Here is a 19,521-nt window from a genome sequence, read left to right as displayed (position 1 = left end):
GCCGTGCTGCTGCCAATCTGGCCGCCGGGCAGGGCAAAGGAAAGCGGCGATGGAATGGCGCGAGGAGGGGACGGTGCTGCGCCGCCGCCCGCATGGCGAGACGGCGGTCCTGCTGGATGTGCTGACCGCGGCCCGAGGGCGCCACGCCGGCCTCGTCCCCGGCGGTGCAAGCGGCCGGCGCACGGCGATGCTGCAGCCCGGCAGCCGCGTGATGCTGCATTGGCGCGCGCGGGGCGAGGATGCGTTGGGTCATTTCGCGGTCGAGCCGGTGCGCGCCCGCGCCAACCTGTTGGCCGATGCAACCGCGCTGGCCGGGCTGAACGCGGTCACCGCGCTGCTGGTCTGGTCCTTGCCAGAGCGTGACCCGCATCCGCGCCTCGCCGCCGCGGCCGAGGCGCTGTTGGACCGGATCGAGGCCGAGGCCGGCAGCGCCGGCTGGGCCGAGGACTATCTGCGGTTCGAGATGCTGCTGCTGGACGAGATGGGCTTTGGCCTTGATCTGTCGGCCTGCGCCGTGACCGGGCACGCCCAAGGCCTCGCATACGTCAGCCCCAGCAGCGGCCGTGCCGTGACTGTGGAAGGGGCGGGCGAGTATGCCCCGCGCCTGCTCGCCCTTCCGACGCTGCTGGGCGGCACGGGCGGGGGCCTCCGCGAGGGGCTGGCCCTCACCGGCCATTTCATCGAATCGCGGCTGGCAGCGCAGCTGATTGGCCGCCCGGTCCCGCCGGCGCGAGCCGCCCTCGTGCGGCGGTTGGCGGGGTAGGAGACGCCGGGTCCGAATCGCGAGTGGCAGCACAGTGGAGCGGATGCTCAGTCGTGCCGGCGCGCGCTGCTCTCGTACGGCGACAGATGGGGACGGCAAAGCGGCGACCTTGGCGGCAAAGCAACACCAAGCGCCGCTGCGCGGCCACGAACTGGCGCCGGCCAGGCCACACTGCTAGGCCGGCGGCATGATCCTTGGCCTTGATCCGCACCTGTTCTGGCTGGCCTTCGCGGTGACGGGGTTCGCGGGATTTGTGAAGGGCGCGATCGGCTTTGCCATGCCGATGATCATGATGTCGGCCTTCGGCTCTTTCCTGCCGCCGACCACGGCGCTGGCGCTGCTGATCATGCCGACGCTGGTGACCAACCTCGTCCAGGCGCTGCGGCAGGGCACGGGTCCCGCCATCGACTCGACGCGCAAGTTCGGCTGGCACATCGCTATGGTGGTGATCTTCATCATCGTCTCTGCCGGCTTCGCCAGCAGCATTCCGCAAAGCTGGATGTATTTCCTGCTGGGCGCGCCCATCACCCTGTTCGCGCTGTGGCAACTGGCCGGGCGGTCCCTGCGACTGCCGGTTCACCACCTGCGCCGGTTCGAGATCGTCAGCGGCATCATCGGCGGCCTTTACGGCGGCGTCTCGGGCATCTGGGGGCCGCCGCTGATCGTGATGCTGCTGTCTACCGACACCCCCAAGGAAGAGCAGATCCGGGTTCAGGGCGTGGTGTTCCTGATCGGTGCGGTGACGCTGGTAATCGCGCATCTCGCCTCCGGCGTGCTGAGCGGGCCGAACCTCTGGGCATCGCTGGCGATGGTGGTCCCGGCGATGATCGGCATGCGCGCCGGGTTCATGGTGCAGGACCGGCTGAACGTGGCCCAGTTTCGCCGCTGGACGCAGGGCCTGCTGGCGCTGAGCGGCCTTAACCTGGTGCGCCGCGCGATCGAGCTGGGGCTGATCTGACCGGTAGTCGGCGGGTGGGCGCTTGCGCTCGGCCATCGGCTCGGCCAGCTTCGCGCCCGATGTCGCCACAGGAAATGCCAATGCCCGTCGATCCGGTCGACCTGACCGCCCGCCTGATCCGCTGCCCATCGGTCACGCCCGAAGAAGGCGGCGCAATCACCCTGCTGGCCGATGCGCTGTCGGCCGCCGGGTTCGAGGTTCACCGCTGCGATCGCGGCGGCATCGCCAACCTGTTCGCGCGAATCGGAGCCAAGGGCGCCGGGCGCAGCTTTGGCTTTAACGGCCATACCGACGTCGTGCCGCCGGGACCGGCGCAAGACTGGACCCATCCGCCGTTCGGCGGCCTCGTTCAGGATGGCGTGATCTGGGGGCGCGGGGCGGCCGACATGAAGTCCGGCGTCGCCGCATTTGTTGCGGCTGCAATCGATTACATCACGCAATCGCCGCTGCCAGCGGACGGCGCCCTCGTCATCACCGTCACCGGCGATGAGGAGGGTTCGTCCGTCGACGGCACGCCCGCAATCCTCGACTGGATGACGGATGCCGGCGAGACCATGAGCGCCTGCCTGGTGGGTGAACCGACCTGCCCGCAGGTCATGGGCGAGATGATCAAGAACGGCCGCCGCGGCTCGCTCAACGCGGTGATCGAGGCGCGCGGGGTGCAGGGTCATGCCGCCTATCCCGACCGCGCGCGCAACCCGGTGCATGCGCTGGTCAGCCTGCTCGCCGGCCTGACGGCGCAACCCCTGGACGCGGGCACCGCGCAGTTCCAGCCCTCGACCCTGCAGGTCACCAGCTTTGACGTCGGCAACCCGGCGACCAATGTGATCCCCGGCGCGGCGCGAGCAATGCTGAACATCCGCTTCAACGACGCGCATAGCGGTGCCTCTCTGAGCCGGATGCTGCAGGACCGCGCGGCGCAGGTCGCCACCGACATGGGCGTCGAGATGACGGTCGAGGTCAGCATCTCAGGCGAGAGTTTCGTCACCCCGCCCGGCCCGCTGACCGATCTGGTGCAGGGCGCGGTCGCCGCGGTGACGGGGGTGACGCCCGCGCTGTCAACGACCGGCGGCACCTCGGATGCGCGGTTCATCAAAAATCACTGCCCCGTAGTCGAGTTCGGGCTGGTCGGGCAGACCATGCACCAGGTCGACGAGCGGGTGGACGTGGCCGATGTGATCGCGCTGAAGGCGGTCTATGGCGAAATTCTGCGCCGGTATTTCGCATGACGCTGCATGTGACCGAGACGGATGACCTGGCGGCCTGCCACGCGCTGCGCCGGACGGTGTTCATCGACGAGCAAGGCGTCAGCGAAGCGGACGAGATGGACGACCTCGATGCCGGCGCGGTCCACTTGCTGGCGCTCGACGGGGATCGTCCGATTGGCACGGCGCGCCTGCTGCTGCAGGGCGATACCGGAAAGATCACGCGCGTCTGCGTGCTGGCTGAGGGACGGGGCACGGGGGCGGGCGCGGCCCTCATCAACGCCGCGATCGCCAGCCTGCGCGACCGCGGCGCGGCTCAGGCCAAGCTCGGCTCGCAATGCCACGCGATCGGCTTTTACGAGCGGCTCGGGTTCGAGGTGTATGGCCCGGTCTATGACGACGCCGGCATCCCGCATCGCGACATGGTGCGTCGCCTCTAGCGGCGCGTGCGCCGCGGGCGGGACGGCGGCGCTGTGATTTTGCCCTCACACCGGCGATTTGCGCGTGCTAGCCTGCGCGCATGGCACGCCTCCCCTCAAAATCCGAGATCATCGACTGGCTGGACACCCATCCGACCGCCAGTTCAAAGCGCGACATCGCCAAGGCCTTTGGCCTGAAAGGCGCCGAGCGGGTCGAGTTGAAGCGGCTGCTGGCCGAACTGGAGGGTGACGGCCGCCTGGCCCGCCGCCGCCGGCACTATCAGGACGCCCCCAAGCTGCCGCCGGTGTCGGTGCTGGAATTGCGCGGCCCGGATGCCGCCGGCGATCTGTGGGCGCGGCCGATGGAATGGCAAGGCAACGGGGCCGAGCCCAAAATCCTGTTCCTGCCGCGCGCGAGTGATCCCGCCATTGCGGTAGGCGAGCGGTTCCTCGCCCGGCTGACCGAGGCGCGTGACGAAAAGCACGACTACGAGGCGCGGCTGATGCGCCGCATCGGCGTCGCGCCCGCCGTGCGCGTGGTCGGCATCTTTCGCAAGGCGACCGAGGGCGGGCGCATCCTTCCGATCAACAAGGGCGAGGACCGCGAGTGGCGGGTGCGCGAGGGCATGACCTTCGACGCGCGCGATGGCGAGCTGGTCGAGGCCGAGCCCGTCGGCCCCAAAGGCCGCATGGGGGCCCAGCAGGCGCGTATCGTCGAGCGGCTGGGCGATCCATCGGCACCGCGCGCGGTCAGCCTGATCGCCATCCACCAGCACGGTATCCCCGACGCCTTTCCGGCAGAGGTGTTGGCGGAGGCAGATGCCCAAACGCCGGCCTCCATGGCGGGTCGCGAGGACCTGCGTGCGCTGCCGCTGGTCACCATCGATCCGGTCGATGCCCGCGATCACGACGACGCCGTGGGCGCGATGCCCGAGGACGATCCCGCCAATCCGGAGGGGATGGTCCTGTGGGTCGCCATCGCTGACGTCGCCCATTACGTGCGCCCCGGCTCGGAACTGGACCGCGAGGCGCGCAAGCGCGGCAATAGCACCTATTTCCCCGACCGCGTCGTGCCGATGCTGCCCGATATCCTCTCTGGCGATCTGTGTAGCCTGCACGAGGGCGTTGATCGGCCGGTGATCGCGGTGCGGATGCGGCTGAACGCGCAGGGCGACAAGATCGGCCATGATTTTCATCGCGGCATGATGAACAGCCGCGCCTCGCTCAGCTACGAACAGGCGCAGGCAGCGGCCGATGGCGCGCCGAATGACGCGACCGCGCCCCTGCTGGACGATGTGATCGGGCCCCTCTGGAAGGCCTATGGGCTGCTGAAGGCCGCCCGCGAGCGTCGCCAGCCGCTGGAACTGGACCTGCCCGAGCGCAAGATCGAACTGACCAATGACGGTCGTGTGAAATCAGTCAACTTCCGCGAGCGCTTTGACGCGCATCGCCTGATTGAGGAGTTCATGGTCCTCGCCAACGTCGCCGCGGCCGAGGAATTGGAGCGTCTGCGGCGCCCGCTGCTGTATCGTGTTCACGAGGAGCCGACGGTCGAAAAGCTGGATGCGCTGCGCGAGGTCGCCCAGGCGTCCGGCTTTACACTCGCCAAGGGGCAGGTACTGAAGACGGCGCATCTGAACCGGCTTCTGGGGCAGGCCGAGGGCACGGACTTCGATGAACTGATCAACGTGACTACCCTGCGCTCGATGCAGCAGGCCTATTATCATCCGGGCAACCTGGGGCACTTTGGCTTGGCGCTGCGGTCCTACGCCCATTTCACCTCGCCCATCCGGCGCTATTCCGACCTGATCGTGCACCGCGCGCTGATCGCCGGGCATCGCTGGGGCGACGACGGACTGTCGAGCGCCGACGAGGAAATGCTGCCCGAGACCGCCCAGCACGTCAGCGACACCGAGCGGCGCAGCATGCTGGCCGAACGCGACACCACCGACCGCTACCTGGCCGCCTTTTTGTCCGAGCGGGTCGGGACCGAGATGACCGGCCGCATCAGCGGCGTTCAGCGGTTCGGAGCGTTCGTGAAACTGGACGAGACCGGCGCCGACGGGCTGCTGCCCATCCGCGAGATCGGGGCGGAGTATTTCGTTTACGACCGTGACAGGCAGACCCTGATGGGGTCGACCACGGGGACCGAAATCGCCGTTGGCCAGCGGGTCACCGTGCGGTTGGCCGAGGCCGTGCCGATGACAGGCGGCTTGATGCTGGAACTGGTCGAGCTGGACGGCCGCGCCGTCCCCACCGGTCCGCACAGGGCGCGCGGCAAGGGCCCGCGGCGGGGGGGCGGGACTGTGCGGTCGAAGGCCACCGCGGCGTCGGTGAAGCGTAAACGGGTGCGGCGCGAGCGGTAGGTGCCGCCGTCATCCCGTCCGAAAGCATTAGTGCAAACGAAAACAGCGGCCCCGTCGGGGCCGCTGTTTTTCTACCGTCGGTATTGGAGCGGGCGATGAGATTCGAACTCACGACCCTAACCTTGGCAAGGTTATGCTCTACCCCTGAGCTACGCCCGCACTCCAGTCCCTTGCGACCTTCGCCGCCGGTGGAGCGTCATTTAGGCGAGGCGCGCAGGGGGCGCAAGAGGATTTTTCACCCTTCCGGACGCGCTCGCGCCAATGCTTGACAGGCACCGCCCGCCGGTCAAGCTGACCGCGAGAAACGAAGGGGCTGGCCATGGCGTCACGCGAACAGCTGGCCGAATTCATCCATGAGGGGCTGAAGCAAGGGCACCCGCCCGCGCAGTTGGGCGAGGCGCTTCGTGCCGCCGGCTGGTCGGCGCGCGAGGTCGATGCGGCGCTGGCTGCGTGGCTGCCCGCGCCCGCCGGGATCGCCGCGCTGCCGGTGCCGCGTCCGACGCCCTATGTTTCGGCGCGGGACGCGGTCCTGTACGGGCTGCTGTTCATCGCGCTTGGCAATGTCATCTGGGGCGTCGGCGCGCTGGGCTGGCAGGTGATCAACCAGGTGATCCCCGATGTCGGCGATTTCTACGACCCGCCCCGATCCGCGATGCGCTGGTCGATCGCCTCGCTGGTGGTGTTCGGGCCGGTGTTCTGGTGGCTGAATGGTCGGGTCATGCGCCAGACGCGGACCGACGCGGGTCAGGCGCGCTCGCTGGTGCGCAAATGGCTGGCCTCGGTGGTGGTGGTGCTGGCGACCCTGACGCTGCTGGGGGATCTGGTCACGGCGATCTACGCCCTTCTCAATGGTGATCTGACGGCGCGGTTCGCGGCCAAGGCGCTTTGGGTGGCGCTGTTGGCCGGGGTGGTGCTGGTCTATCTGCGGGACGAAGTCGATGTCTCGTAGCACGCAGGGGCGGGCCTCGACCGCGTTGCTACTGTTGACCGCGCTCAGCGTCGGTGGGGCGCTGGTGTTCACCGGCGGCCCGATGACAGGACGGTCCGAGCGGCGCGACGAGACGCGGATGAATGACCTGCGCCGCCTGTCGTCGCAGGTGCAGTGCCTCGCGACGAACGGCCCGCGCCGCCTGCCATCGGAACTGGCGCCGACGCCGGCCTGCCCGAGCGAGGTGCGGCTGGCCGACCCGTATACCGCCGCGGCTTACCGCTTCGAGCCGGTCGAGCCCGACAGCTATCGCGTCTGTGCCGATTTCGAGCATCCGCTGAAGGCAGATGACTGGCAGAGCGACCTCGACGTCGCGCGCGGCTGCCTGGTCGGTCACCTGCCGCCACCACCGCCGCCCGACTTGCCCACCGGGCGTGCGCCGCAGGAGCAAACGACCGAGCCAAAGGCGGCCCCGGATCAGGCTGAGGACACCGAGCAGGTCCCGGTGCAGGTGGTGCCGGCGCAGCCCTAACCGCGCCGTCCTGGCGGGCCGGTCAGGCCTCCATTTCGATCAGCAGGTCCTTGGCGTCGATCTGCTGGCCGGGGGCGACGTGGACGGCGCGGATGGTGCCCGCGCGGTCGGCATGCAGCGCCGTCTCCATCTTCATCGCCTCGATGGTCAGCAGCAGGTCGCCCGGCTTGACCGCCTGGCCCGCGCGGGCGGCGACGCTGGCGACAACGCCCGGCATCGGGGCGCCGATCTGGCCGGCATTGGCGGGGTCGGCCTTGGGCCGGGCCGTGGCCGTTGCCTTGATTTTGCGGTTCGGGATCCGAACGCTGCGCGGCTGGCCGTTGAGTTCGAAGAACACCTTGGCCTCGCCGGTCTCGTCCGCCTCGGCGATGGTCTGCAGGCGGATTTCCAGCGTCTTGCCGGGGTCGATCTCGGCGCTGATCTGATCCCCCGGCTCCATCCCGTAAAAGAATGTTCGCGTCGGCAGAGTGCGCACCGGGCCATAGATCTTGTGGCGCGCCATGTAGTCGAGGAACACCTTGGGATACATCAGGTAGCCCATCAGATCCTCGTCATCGATCTGCGCACCCTCCAGCTCGGCCGAGACGGTCGAGCGCGCGGCCTCCAGATCGACGGGCGGCAGGTGCGCGCCAGGCCGGTCGGTGATCGGTGCATCGCCCTTCAGCACCTTGGCCTGCAAGGCCGAGGGCCAGCCGCCCGGCGGTTGGCCAAGGTTGCCGTGCAGCATGTCGACCACGGATTCGGGGAAGCTGACCTCGACCGCCGGATCCTCGACCTGCGCGCGGCTGAGGCCCTGCGCGACCATCATCAGCGCCATGTCGCCGACCACCTTGGAGGACGGCGTGACCTTGACGATATCGCCGAACATGGCGTTGGCGTCGGCATAGGCCTGCGCCACCTCGTGCCAGCGATCTTCCAGCCCGAGGCTGCGCGCCTGGGCCTTCAGGTTGGTGAACTGGCCGCCAGGCATCTCGTGCAGCCAGACCTCGGACGCTGGGGCCTGGGTGCCGCTTTCAAAGGCGGCATATTCGGCGCGCACGGCCTCCCAGTAGTTGCTGATCGCCCGGATCGCCTTGATGTCGAGGCCGGTATCGCGGGGGGCGTGATGCAGTGCCTCGACGATGCTGCCAAGGCAGGGCTGCGAGGTCCCGCCGGAAAAGGCGTCCATCGCCGCATCGACCGCGGCAACGCCCGCCTCGGCCGCAGCCAGCACGGTGGCCCCGGCAAGGCCGGAGGTGTCATGCGTGTGGAAATGGATCGGCAGGCCGACCTCGTCGCGCAGCGCCTCCATCAGGACGCGGGCAGCGGCGGGTTTCAGCAGGCCCGCCATGTCCTTGACGCCCAGCACATGGGCGCCGGCATCGCGCAGTTCCTTGCCGGTCTGGACGTAATAGCGCAGATCATACTTGGCCCGGTCGGGGTCGAGGATATCGCCGGTATAGCAGACGGCGCCCTCGCACAGCTTGCCGGCCTCGACCACCGCGTCCATGGCGACCCGCATGTTCGGCACCCAGTTGAGGCTGTCGAACACGCGGAACACGTCGACCCCGCTCACGGCCGCACGGGCGACGAAGGCCTGCACGACGTTATCGGGATAGTTGGTGTAGCCGACGCCGTTGCTGGCCCGCAGCAGCATCTGGGTCATGATGTTGGGCATGGCTGCGCGGATGTCGCGCAAGCGCTGCCAGGGGCATTCCTGCAAGAAGCGGTAGGCGACATCGAAGGTCGCCCCGCCCCAGCACTCGACACTGAAAAGACCCGGCAGGTTGGCGGCATAGCTGGGCGCGACGCGGATCATGTCGATGCTGCGCATGCGCGTGGCCAGCAGCGATTGGTGTCCGTCGCGCATAGTGGTGTCGGTGATCAGCAGACGGGTTTGGGCCGCCATCCAGTCAGCGACCGCCTGGGGGCCCTCTGCCTCCAGCAACTGGCGGGTGCCGGCCGGGGGCGGGGACACGACGGGCTCGGGCGCGCGCAGGCTGCGCGGCTCTGCCGGGGGCAGGGGGCGGCCCGCGGTCTCCGGATGGCCGTTGACCGTGATGTCGGCGATGTAGGTCAGGATCTTGGTCGCGCGGTCCTGCCGCTGGCGGAAGTGGAACAGCGCCGGCGTTGTGTCGATGAACTTGGTTGTCGCCTCGTTCGCGAGGAACGTGGGATGCTTCAGCAGGTTGATGACGAAATCGATATTCGTGCTGACGCCCCGGACGCGGAACTCGCGCAGGGCGCGGTCCATGCGGCGGATGGCCTGGTCCGGGGTCTGTGCCCAGGCGGTAACCTTGACCAGCAGCGAGTCGTAAAAGCGCGTCACCACCGCACCGGGATAGGCGTTTCCGCCGTCCAGCCGGATGCCCATGCCGGTCGCGGTGCGATAGGCGGTCAGGCGGCCGTAGTCGGGGATGAAGTTGTTCTGCGGGTCCTCGGTCGTGACGCGGCACTGGATCGCGTGGCCTGACAGCGTGATATCGGCTTGGCTCGGCGCGCCGGTCGCGGCGGCCAGCGTCTCGCCCTCGGCGATGCGGATCTGGGCCTGGACGATGTCGATGCCCGTTACCTCCTCGGTGACGGTGTGTTCGACCTGAACGCGCGGGTTGACCTCGATGAAGAAGAACGCGCCGCTGTCGATGTCCATCAGGAACTCGACCGTGCCTGCGTTGCGATAGCCGACCGCCTGGCCGATCTTCAGCGCGAGGCCGCAGACCTCGGCCCGCTGCTCGTCGGTGAGGTAGGGGGCGGGCGCGCGCTCGACGACCTTCTGGTTGCGGCGCTGGACGGTGCAGTCACGCTCGAAGAGGTGATAGAGGTGGCCGTGCGAATCGCCCAGCAACTGCACCTCGACGTGGCGGGCGCGCAGGATCATCTTTTCCAGATAACCCTCGCCATTGCCAAAGGCGGCCTCGGCCTCGCGGCGGCCCTCGCGGACCTTGCCTTCCAACTCGCCCGGGCCGGTGATCGGACGCATGCCGCGCCCGCCCCCGCCCCAACTGGCCTTCAGCATCAGCGGATAGCCGACCGCCTCGGCCTGACGCGCGACCTCGGCCATGTCGTCGCCCAGCACGTCGGTGGCGGGAATGACCGGAACGCCGGCCTCGATCGCGACGCGGCGGGCACTGGCCTTGTCGCCCAAGGCGCGCATCGTCTCGGCCGTCGGGCCGATAAAGGCGATGCCTGCTTCGGTGCAGGCGTCCACGAACTCCGGGTTCTCGGACAGAAGGCCATAGCCGGGGTGGATCGCGTCGGCGCCGGACGCGCGCGCCACGCGGATGATTTCCGGGATAGAAAGGTAGGCCGCAACGGGCCCGAGGCCCTCGCCGATGCGATAAGCCTCGTCCGCCTTGAAGCGGTGCAGGCTCAGTTTATCCTCCTCGGCGTAGACGGCGACGGTGCGTTTGCCCAGTTCGTTTGCCGCGCGCAGCACGCGGATAGCGATTTCACCGCGATTGGCGACGAGGATCTTGCGGAACATATTGGTCCTTCCGAAACAGGTGGCCAGGGAGGCCCTAGCGTCTGGCGGCGCATCCTAGGGCCGCAGCGGCGCATCGCAAGCGGTGTCGCGTGCAGTGCCATTGTGTCGCAGGCGCGCGCGCAGCGGCGGCGGTGCGAATTTGATGCGTGCGTTGCGGGGCGCTCGCGGCGCGCTTGACCGTCCGCGCGGGGCGGGCCAATCAGGCGGCATGTTGGCGCTTCGACCGGTGATATACGCGACGGCCAAGGTCGTGGTCGGCATGGCGGCCACCATGGTCGTTCCGATGGTCGTGGACTGGTCCGAAGGCAACAGCAACTGGCATGCGTTTGCGATTGTCAGCGCGCTGACCGCCCTCGTGGCTGGGCTGATCATGACCGCGACACGCGGGCACGAGCGATCGCTGACGGTCGAGCAGGCGTTCCTGCTGACCACCGCGCTGTGGTCGGTCTGCTGCGTGGTCGGCGCAATCCCGTTCATGGTCGGCGCGCCGCATGTCGGCTTTACGGACGCCATCTTCGAATCGATGTCCGGACTGACGACCACCGGCACGACGGCATTTCCGCATCTCGACGCGCTGCCGCCCGGTGCGAACCTGTGGCGGGCCATCCTGCATTGGCTGGGCGGCCTTGGGATCGTCATCGTCGCGATGCTGTTCCTGCCCGCGATGCGGGTCGGGGGCATGCAGTTCTTTCGCAGCGAGGGTTTTGACACCATGGGCAAGGAGCTGCCGCGCGCCTTCGACATGGCGGCAGAGCTGACCTGGGTCTACATCGCCATGACCGCGGCATGCCTGGTGGCCTTCCTTATCAGCGGGATGAGCCCCTATGACGCGGTGTTTCACGCCTTGTCGACCTGTTCGACGGGCGGCTTTTCCAACCATGACGCCAGTTTTGGCGCGCATCTGCGCGGCGCGCAGTATTCGGCGTGCCTTTTCATGATAGGTGCCTCGATCCCCTTTATCCGCTTGGTGCAGATGGTCCACGGACGGCCGCGCGCACTGTGGCGCGATCCGCAGGTGCGCGCTTATCTGCGCTGGATCGGGATAGCCGTCGTCGCGATCATCCTGTGGCGCTGGCTGAACGAGGGCGCCCCCGACGGGTTCGAGGTGCTGTTCCGCGAGTCGCTCTTCAACGTGATCTCGACCTTTTCCGGAACCGGCTTCGGCTTTGGCGACGTGTCCGCCTGGGGGCCGTTCGCGCTGGGGGTTCTGATCGTCTGCGGGCTGATCGGCGGCTGCACCGGCTCGACCGGCTGTTCGATCAAGGTGTTCCGGTTCCTGGTGCTGAAGGAGGCGGTGCGGGTGCAGTTGCAGCGCATGTCCTCGCCTCACCGGATACTGCCGCTGCGTTATGACGGGCGACCGCTTGAGCAGGACGTGCTCGATTCGGTGGTCACGTTCATGACCTTGTTCATCCTGTGCTTCGGTCTGCTGATCGTCGGCCTGTCGCTGGCCGGACTGGCGCCGCGGACTGCGCTGACCGCGGCCTGGACCTCGATTTGCAACGTCGGGCCGGTCTGGGGACCGGGGACCAGCGACAATGGCGCGATCGACCAGTTTCCCGGTTTCGCGAAATGGCTGTTGATCGCCGGCATGTTCCTCGGCCGGCTCGAGCTGGTGTCGGTGCTGGTGCTGCTGTTGCCGCGATTCTGGCGCAGCCAAGTGGTGGCAGGCTGAGGGATTAGTTGGCCGGCGTGGCGGTCTCGCCCGAGGCCGCGGCCGACGCTTCGACCGGAGCAGGGGCCGGGGTCGCGGAAAAGCTCTCGCTTGCCTCGACGGCGAGGCGCGCGGCGTTTTCGGCGTCCTCCTCGGGCCAGATCAGCACCCAGCCTTCGACCTTATCGCCTGCCACCCGTGCCTCGGCATGGCCGCGATGCTGCGCGTCGTGGCCGGCCAATTTGACCGCGCCGCGCGTGACCGTCCGCTCGGGGTGTGGCACCCAGCCGAGGGCGGTCACCAGTCCCGCAATATCCAGCATTTCCTGTTGGCCGCCTGCCTGGCGGAAGAGGATCAGGGCGGCGCCAGAGCCATCCTTGGGCCCATAGATCGACAGCCCGCGCTCGACCCGGTCAAAGGCCAGTCGGTCCATCGGCGCGCTGAGGCCGAGGCCCGAGGCTTCGTCGTCTAGGCGGGTCAGGCCCATCTCGGTCCGCCACGCCTCGCGCCGGGCGATCAGGGCGATCATCGCCTCGGCCGGAGGCTGGTCCGGCTGCTCGCTGGCGGCGATTTCCTTGTCGATGGCCTCGCGGGTGCCGGGCCCGGATTTTCCGTCGACCGGTCCGTCGTAAAAGCCCGCCCAGCGCAGCGCGGCCTGCACCTGTTCGATCGGCGGCATGACCGCGGGGGCGGGGGGCGCCGGTGGCTCTGATGGGGACGCGACAACATCGAGGCCGGCGGTCGAGGCGGCGGCCGGGACGGCCCCCGGTGTCGCCGGGGCCGATTGATCGGCGGTGCCTTCTGGTGTCGCTGCGTCCGCGGGCGGTGGCTCCTGCGCTTGTCCGGGCGTGACCAAGACGGCCCCAAGCTCTGCCGTGGTGGCCAGGTAGGTGTCGCTGGGCACGCTGCCGTCGCGCTTCAGGTGGGCAAGGCGCGCGGCCGCAGCCTCGGGGGTTTGCGGGGCGAGGGCGACGACGAACATGCCGCCGGGCAGGCGCCACAAACCGGCCTCAGGGAAGCGCGTCTGCCAGTGCGCCAAGGCCTCGTTGGCCGAAATCCGACCGGGCGTCGCCTGCAACTGGATATGGGTGCCATCGGGGCCCGCCTGCGTTTGAGCGGCCGGAGGCTCGGCCGTGTCACCCCCCGCAGAGGCCTGCGCGGCGAGGGCGGCGCCGGTGAGCGGCGCGATGCCGCCCGGTGCTGTCAGAAAGCTGTCAGCCGGGATCGTGCCCGCAGCCTTCAGCTGCGCCATGCGCGCGGCTGCCGCCGCGGCGTCCTGTGGACCGAGCGCGATGCCGGTCATGCCGTTCGGCAGCTTGAAGCTCTGCACGTCCTGGAATTTCTCGCGCCAACCGGCCAGTGCCGCTTCGGCCTGATTGCCGCGCTTGGCCTCGATGCGGATCCAGGCGTCCTCGGCGGCGGCCAGGCCCGGCAGGCCCACCGCGGCCATCAGCATCATCAGTCCCGCTCGCCGCATCTCGTCCTGCCTCGTCCTCGTCGCGCTTGGCGCGCTGTTTGCCGCGTGCTGCGCGGCCTCATGTGTTGCGCGCCCGGTCTGGTCGCGTGCGGCGGGTCGCATTGACCGTGCCCCGGCCCCTGCCTAGAACGCGCCCAACCGTCGCCGCAGTTATGCAAAAGGACCGGGTTCATGACCAGCCCCCAGACCGCCCCGCGCTGCTTTCAGGACGTGATTTTGCGCCTTCAGGGCCACTGGGCTGCATCGGGATGCGCCATCCTGCAACCCTATGACATGGAGGTCGGGGCCGGAACCTTTCACCCCGCGACGACGCTGCGCAGTCTTGGCCCGCGCCCTTGGGCCGCGGCCTATGTCCAGCCCTCGCGCCGGCCAACCGATGGGCGCTACGGAGAAAACCCGAACCGACTGCAACACTATTATCAGTATCAGGTCATCATCAAACCTTCGCCGCCCGACCTGCAGGAGTTGTATCTGGGCAGCCTGCGTGCGATCGGCCTCGACCCGCTGAAACATGACGTGCGCTTTGTCGAGGATGACTGGGAAAGCCCGACCCTCGGCGCCTGGGGCCTCGGCTGGGAGGTCTGGTGCGACGGCATGGAGGTCAGCCAGTTCACCTATTTCCAGCAGGTCGGCGGTCATGACTGCCGCCCGGTGTCGGGCGAGCTGACCTACGGGCTGGAGCGGCTGGCGATGTATGTGCTGGGGGTCGAGCATGTCATGGACATGCCCTTCAACGATCCGGCCTCGCCGATCCCGTTGACCTATGGCGACATCTTCCGCGAGGCAGAGCGAGAGTATTCGCGCTGGAACTTTGACATTGCCGACACCGCGACGCTGTTGCGGCATTTCGAGGATGCCGAGGCGGAATGCGGCCGCATCCTCGCTGCCGATCCGCAGGACGGGGCAGGGCGCACCATCGCCATGCCTTTGCCGGCCTATGATCAGGCGATCAAGGCGAGCCACCTGTTCAACCTGCTCGACGCCCGAGGCGTGATCAGCGTGACCGAGCGGCAAGCGTTTATCGGCCGGGTCCGGACGCTGGCCAAGGCCTGCGCGGACGCCTTCGTGGCGGCCGAAGCCCAACAAGGCGCGCTGTCGTGAACGGCAAGTGGCCGGCATTGGCCCTGGTGGCGGCGGGTTTGGCCGCCGGCGCGGGGGTGTGGTACATGCAGGTCTGGGGCTTTTACGAGACCCTGCCGCAGGACCGCGTCGCCCCGCAGATCACGGCCACCCTTGCCGATGGCACGCTGCGCGTCCTGCCGGTCGCCTCGGCCGAGGGGATCGACGCCAATTCCTCGCCGGTCCGTTGGCGGGCGTGCTTTACCCTTTCGCAGCCCGCGCCGGTCGCGGACATGGTGCCGTTCGCCGCGCCGACGCCGTTGAACGGGCCGTCCTGGTTTGACTGCTACGACTCGGGTGCCGTGACGGCGGCGCTCGCCTCGGGCGAGGCAAAGGCCTATCTCGGCGCGGCCGAAGTGCGACCCGACGTCGACCGGGTCCTTGCCATCTGGCCGGACGGTCACGGCGTCGCCTGGCACCAATTCAACGAAAAGACGCCCGAGCGCGGAGTGATGGACTGATGCCCGACCTGTTGATCGAGCTGTTTTCCGAGGAAATCCCCGCCCGGATGCAGGCCCGCGCGGCCGATGACCTGCGGCGGCTGATGACCGAGGGTCTGGTCACCTCTGGCCTGACCTATGCCTCGGCCGGGGCCTTTGCGACGCCGCGCCGGCTGGTGCTGGCGGTCGAGGGGCTGTCCGCCGAAAGCCCGACCACCCGCGAGGAGCGCAAGGGTCCGCGCACCGACGCCGCGCAACCGGCGATCGACGGCTTTCTGCGCAGCACCGGTCTGACGCTGGAGCAGTTGGAACGACGGGCGGAAAAGAAGGGCGAGGTGTTCTTTGCCAGCGTGACCCGCCCCGGCCGCCCGGCCGAGGCGATCGTCGCCGAGGTGCTGGGCGCCGTCATCCGCGATTTCCCCTGGCCCAAGTCGATGCGCTGGGGCGCGGGCAGCCTGCGCTGGGTGCGCCCGTTGCACAGCATCATCGCGCTGCTGTCCGACGACGCCGGCAGCCGTGTCGTCCCGTTCGAGATCGAGGGGATCAGCGCCGGGAACACCACGCGCGGCCACCGCTTCATGGCGCCGGAGCCGTTCCAGGTGAGCAGCTTTGACGACTATGCCGCCAAGCTGCGCCGCGCCAAGGTCATGCTCGACCCCGCCGAGCGGCGCGAGACGATCCGCCATCAGGCCGAGACCCTGGCCTTTGCCCGCGGGTTGGAGATCGTCCCCGACGACGCCCTGCTGGCCGAGGTCGCGGGTCTGGTCGAATGGCCGGTGCCGCTTATGGGCGAGATTGAGGCGCGTTTCCTCGACCTGCCGCCCGAGGTTCTGCAAACCTCGATGCGCGAGCACCAGAAATTCTTTTCAGCGCGCAACCCCAAGACCGGCCGGATCGAGGGCTTTGTCACCGTCGCCAATATCGAGGCGGAGGACGACGGCGCGACGATCCTGAAGGGCAACCAGCGGGTGCTGGCGGCACGACTGTCTGATGCGGTGTTCTTTTGGGAGGGAGACCTGCGCGAGGCCAGGGCCGGGATGACGGACTGGGCCGAGGGGCTGAAGTCAGTGACGTTCCACGCCAAGCTCGGCTCGCAGGCGGAGCGGGTGGAACGGATCGCAGCGCTCGCGCGCGAGATCGCGCCTGCGGTGGGCGCGGATGCAGACGAGGCCGAGCAGGCGGCAAAGATCGCCAAGCTGGATCTGCGGTCGGCGATGGTGGGTGAGTTCCCCGAATTGCAGGGCACCATGGGCCGCTATTACGCGCAGGCGGCGAGGCTGTCGGAGGCGGTAGCCGATGCGGCGCGCGATCATTACTCGCCGCTGGGGCCGAGCGACGCGGTGCCCTCGGCGCCCGTATCGGTGGCCGTCGCGTTGGCGGACAAGATCGACACGCTGACGGGGTTCTGGGCGATTGATGAAAAGCCCACCGGGTCGAAAGACCCCTATGCGCTGCGCCGGGCGGCGTTGGGGGTTATCCGGTTGGTGTTGGGGAATGGGGTTCGGGTTGGAGTGGGTGTGATCCTTCAGGCCTCGATTGAGCGCAATCAAGATTATGGCGCCGTTTCCGAGGCCTTGACGGGCGTCCGCGATTTGCAAAACTATTTGCTGGGTAAAGGACATCACCCCCGCACAGCCGAGGGCGAAACTTGGAATGTGCTGGCGCTGACAGACTGGATAGCCCAAAATGTTTCCTCGGCAGCGCGCAGACATATCGAGGCTGCTATCGCGGTAGTCGCGCCGCGCCAAATTGCCGACCTTGATCGTGTGCACGATTGGCTTGAGGATCGTTCTGCAACCATCGGGATGCAGTCGCCGTCCATAGCCTCTGACCTACTCTCCTTCCTCCACGATCGCCTCAAGGTCCACCTGCGCGAGCAGGGCGTCCGCCACGACGTGATCGACGCGGTTCTGGCGATGCCTGGCAATGACGACCTTACCCTTGTCGTCGCCCGCGCCACCGCGCTGAATGCGATGCTGGGGACCGAGGACGGGACCAACCTGCTGCAGGGCCTCAAGCGGGCCGCGAATATCCTGTCGCAGGCCGAGGCGAAGGACGGCGTGGAATACAGCTACGGTGCCGATCTCAAGTTCGCCCAGACGAATGAGGAACACGCCCTGTTTGCCGCCCTCGATGCAGCAGAGCCGCGCATCCGCGATGCCGTAGCGGCAGAGGATTTCCCCGCGGCCATGACCGCTATCGCCGGGCTGCGCGCGCCCATCGACGCCTTCTTTGAGGCGGCGCAGATCAACACCGACAACCAGACGGTGCGGCGCAACCGTCTGAACCTGCTGCATCGCATCCGCGAGGCTGCGGCGCCGATTGCCGATTTCTCGCGGATCGAGGGCTAGTTGTCAGTGCGACCCCTCCTGCTTGACACAGGCGTGACCAAGCGTCGCCTCGCGCCGGCACGGAAGGGGGTATAGGCAACGGGCATGGACGCCATCGACCTTGCCTCTTCGGGGTTTTTGCCCGCAGCGCTCGTTGCCCTTGCGGCCGGCCTGCTCTCGTTCCTGTCGCCTTGCGTGCTGCCGATCGTGCCGCCCTATCTGGCTTACATGACCGGCGTCGGGGTCAATGGCCTGAAAACGCGCGAGCGTAGCGCCGTCCTGCCGGCGCTGTTCTTCGTGATGGGCCTGTCGACGGTCTTTCTGATCATGGGTGCCGCGGCCTCGACGCTGGGGCGGGCGTTCCTGCAGCAGCAGATCTGGCTGTCCCGCGCCTCGGGCGTGATGGTCATCATCCTGGGACTGCATTTCCTGCGCCTGTTCCGCATCCCCGTGCTGGACCGCGAAGCGCGGATCGACGCTGGCGCCAAGGGTGGGGGCGCCATCGGCGCCTATTTGCTGGGCCTTGCCTTTGCCTTTGGCTGGACGCCGTGCATCGGCCCGCAGCTCGGCATGATCCTGTCGCTGGCCGCCCAGAGCGGCGCGACGGGCCGAGGCACTGCGCTGCTGGCGGTCTATGCGCTCGGCCTCGGCATCCCGTTCATCCTGTCGGCGATCTTCATCAGCCGCGCGATCGGGCTGATGAACCGCATCAAGCCGTGGATGGGCGTGATCGAGCGGGTGATGGGCGCGTTGCTGGTCCTTGTCGGCGTGGCGTTGCTGACCGGTGCCTTCAGCGCATTCTCCTATTGGCTTCTGGAAACGTTCCCCTCGCTCGCCCTGCTCGGCTGACTTGCACCGCGCCGCGCGAGCGGCGAGGCTGTGTGCGGGGCAGTGGCCGGGACAAGCATGGTGCGGATGGACGCGGCGGCGCTGAACGCCTTTCTGGCGAGCGATTTTCCGCAAGTGGCGAATGACTACCGGGTCGAGGCCGTGGATGAGGCGGGACTGATCTGCCGGATGATCGCAGGACCGCAGCATCTGCGGCCGGGTGGGACAGTCTCGGGGCCGTCGATGTTCGGGCTGGTGGACCTGGCGGTCTACCTGCTGATCTTGTCGCGCATCGGGCCGGTGGGTCTGGCGGTGACGACCAACGCCTCGATCGACTTTATGCGCAAGCCTAGGGCCGGCCGCGATCTGCTGGTCGAGACGCGCCTTTTGAAGCTGGGGCGCAGCTTGGCCGTGGCCGACGGATTGGTTCGCGCCGAAGGGGACGAGGCAATCCTGGCCCGGGCCTCGATGACCTACTCGATCCCGCCGCGAGACCGCTAAAGCAAGCGCTTCTGAATAGGTATTATATTACCTATCTTGTAACACCATGTTTTAATGCAATTTAATAGCGCCTCTGCCGCTTGACCCGTGAAGCGCGATCCACGATACAGCCGCATCCCGAAATGGAACGCTGCCCCGAAGGGTCTGAGAGCAATGAAAACCTATACCGCCAAGCCTGCGGACATCGACAAGAAGTGGATCCTGATTGACGCCGAGGGCGTCGTTCTGGGCCGCCTCGCCGTCATCGTCGCCACCCGTCTGCGCGGCAAGCACAAAGCCACTTTCACGCCGCACATGGACATGGGCGACAACGTGATCATCATCAACGCCGACAAGGTGCAGATGACCGGCAACAAGCGCGACGACAAGCGCTACTACTGGCACACCGGCCATCCGGGCGGGATCAAGTTCCGCACCGCCCGCCAAGTGCTGGAAGGCGCCCACCCCGAGCGCGTCGTGACCAAAGCCGTCGAGCGCATGATCAGCCGCAACAAGCTGGGCAAGCAGCAGATGACCAACCTGCGCGTCTATGCCGGCG

16 protein-coding genes and 1 tRNA gene (1 of these 17 cut by a window edge) are annotated in these 19,521 nt (G+C 68.0%); 14 read left to right on the top strand and 3 right to left on the bottom strand.

The genetic code is table 11. The features are described 5' to 3' along the window. Window positions 1-49: 49 nt before the first annotated feature. The 5 genes from recO (at window position 50) to rnr (ending at window position 5,711) form a co-directional block, all read left to right on the top strand. Window positions 50-763, top strand: coding sequence for a DNA repair protein RecO (gene recO, locus DRW48_RS00470; protein WP_114074698.1), 714 nt, complete (start codon window positions 50-52; stop codon window positions 761-763). 187 nt (window positions 764-950) lie between these two features. Then, complete coding sequence (locus DRW48_RS00465) at window positions 951-1,721, top strand: sulfite exporter TauE/SafE family protein (protein ID WP_241963313.1); 771 nt, start codon at window positions 951-953, stop codon at window positions 1,719-1,721. 80 nt (window positions 1,722-1,801) lie between these two features. Then, complete coding sequence (gene dapE, locus DRW48_RS00460; RefSeq protein WP_114074697.1) at window positions 1,802-2,950, top strand: succinyl-diaminopimelate desuccinylase; 1,149 nt, start codon at window positions 1,802-1,804, stop codon at window positions 2,948-2,950. Next, the gene (locus DRW48_RS00455) at window positions 2,947-3,366 is read left to right on the top strand and encodes a GNAT family N-acetyltransferase (protein WP_114074696.1); all 420 of its coding nucleotides are present in this window, start codon (window positions 2,947-2,949) and stop codon (window positions 3,364-3,366) included. Before dapE ends, DRW48_RS00455 begins: the two co-directional genes overlap by 4 nt. A gap of 80 nt (window positions 3,367-3,446) precedes the next feature. Then, window positions 3,447-5,711 carry a ribonuclease R gene (gene rnr, locus DRW48_RS00450; protein ID WP_114074695.1) on the top strand — a complete coding sequence of 755 codons (2,265 nt, stop codon included), beginning with the start codon at window positions 3,447-3,449 and terminating at the stop codon, window positions 5,709-5,711. 84 nt (window positions 5,712-5,795) lie between these two features. Here the strand turns inward: rnr and DRW48_RS00445 are convergent. Further along, window positions 5,796-5,870, bottom strand: a tRNA-Gly gene (locus tag DRW48_RS00445). Between the two features lie 160 nt (window positions 5,871-6,030). On the opposite strand from DRW48_RS00445, the gene DRW48_RS00440 reads away from it, so the two are divergent. Further along, on the top strand, window positions 6,031-6,660 hold the full coding sequence (locus DRW48_RS00440) for a DUF5671 domain-containing protein (RefSeq protein WP_114074694.1): 630 nt from the start codon (window positions 6,031-6,033) through the stop codon (window positions 6,658-6,660). Next, entirely contained in the window at window positions 6,650-7,171 is a 522-nt protein-coding gene (locus DRW48_RS00435; protein ID WP_162784648.1) for a hypothetical protein, read from the top strand. The genes DRW48_RS00440 and DRW48_RS00435 overlap by 11 nt, the downstream gene beginning before the upstream one ends. Before the next feature lie 22 nt (window positions 7,172-7,193). Here DRW48_RS00435 and DRW48_RS00430 read toward each other — a convergent pair whose 3' ends face one another. Then, entirely contained in the window at window positions 7,194-10,634 is a 3,441-nt protein-coding gene (locus DRW48_RS00430) for a pyruvate carboxylase (RefSeq protein WP_114074692.1), read from the bottom strand. Between the two features lie 208 nt (window positions 10,635-10,842). On the opposite strand from DRW48_RS00430, the gene DRW48_RS00425 reads away from it, so the two are divergent. Continuing rightward, entirely contained in the window at window positions 10,843-12,309 is a 1,467-nt protein-coding gene (locus tag DRW48_RS00425) for a TrkH family potassium uptake protein (protein ID WP_114074691.1), read from the top strand. Between the two features lie 4 nt (window positions 12,310-12,313). Here DRW48_RS00425 and DRW48_RS00420 read toward each other — a convergent pair whose 3' ends face one another. Continuing rightward, window positions 12,314-13,765, bottom strand: a complete 1,452-nt coding sequence (locus tag DRW48_RS00420; protein ID WP_162784647.1) for a peptidoglycan-binding domain-containing protein — start codon at window positions 13,763-13,765, stop codon at window positions 12,314-12,316. 171 nt (window positions 13,766-13,936) lie between these two features. Between DRW48_RS00420 and DRW48_RS00415 the strand changes: the two genes are divergently transcribed. The 6 genes from DRW48_RS00415 to rplM form a co-directional block, all read left to right on the top strand. Then, window positions 13,937-14,866, top strand: a complete 930-nt coding sequence (locus DRW48_RS00415) for a glycine--tRNA ligase subunit alpha (protein WP_114074689.1) — start codon at window positions 13,937-13,939, stop codon at window positions 14,864-14,866. Then, window positions 14,863-15,345 carry a DUF6446 family protein gene (locus DRW48_RS00410; protein ID WP_114074688.1) on the top strand — a complete coding sequence of 161 codons (483 nt, stop codon included), beginning with the start codon at window positions 14,863-14,865 and terminating at the stop codon, window positions 15,343-15,345. Before DRW48_RS00415 ends, DRW48_RS00410 begins: the two co-directional genes overlap by 4 nt. Further along, complete coding sequence (gene glyS / locus DRW48_RS00405; protein ID WP_114074687.1) at window positions 15,345-17,675, top strand: glycine--tRNA ligase subunit beta; 2,331 nt, start codon at window positions 15,345-15,347, stop codon at window positions 17,673-17,675. Before DRW48_RS00410 ends, glyS begins: the two co-directional genes overlap by 1 nt. 84 nt (window positions 17,676-17,759) lie before the next feature. Then, window positions 17,760-18,503 carry a cytochrome c biogenesis CcdA family protein gene (locus DRW48_RS00400; RefSeq protein WP_114074686.1) on the top strand — a complete coding sequence of 248 codons (744 nt, stop codon included), beginning with the start codon at window positions 17,760-17,762 and terminating at the stop codon, window positions 18,501-18,503. A 57-nt stretch (window positions 18,504-18,560) separates the two neighbouring features. Next, window positions 18,561-18,983 carry a PaaI family thioesterase gene (locus tag DRW48_RS00395; protein WP_241963312.1) on the top strand — a complete coding sequence of 141 codons (423 nt, stop codon included), beginning with the start codon at window positions 18,561-18,563 and terminating at the stop codon, window positions 18,981-18,983. Window positions 18,984-19,136: 153 nt separating this feature from the next. Next, a protein-coding gene (gene rplM / locus DRW48_RS00390) for a 50S ribosomal protein L13 (RefSeq protein WP_114074685.1) crosses the window boundary here: on the top strand, window positions 19,137-19,521 show its 5' portion. It continues 80 nt past the right edge of the window; only the first 385 of its 465 coding nucleotides appear in the window; the start codon lies at window positions 19,137-19,139; its stop codon lies off the right edge, out of view.

Source organism: Paracoccus suum (genome assembly GCF_003324675.1).
Lineage (GTDB): Bacteria > Pseudomonadota > Alphaproteobacteria > Rhodobacterales > Rhodobacteraceae > Paracoccus > Paracoccus suum.
The sequence above is the reverse complement of the archived record's forward strand: the minus strand, read 5'-3'. Positions and strand labels throughout refer to the sequence as shown.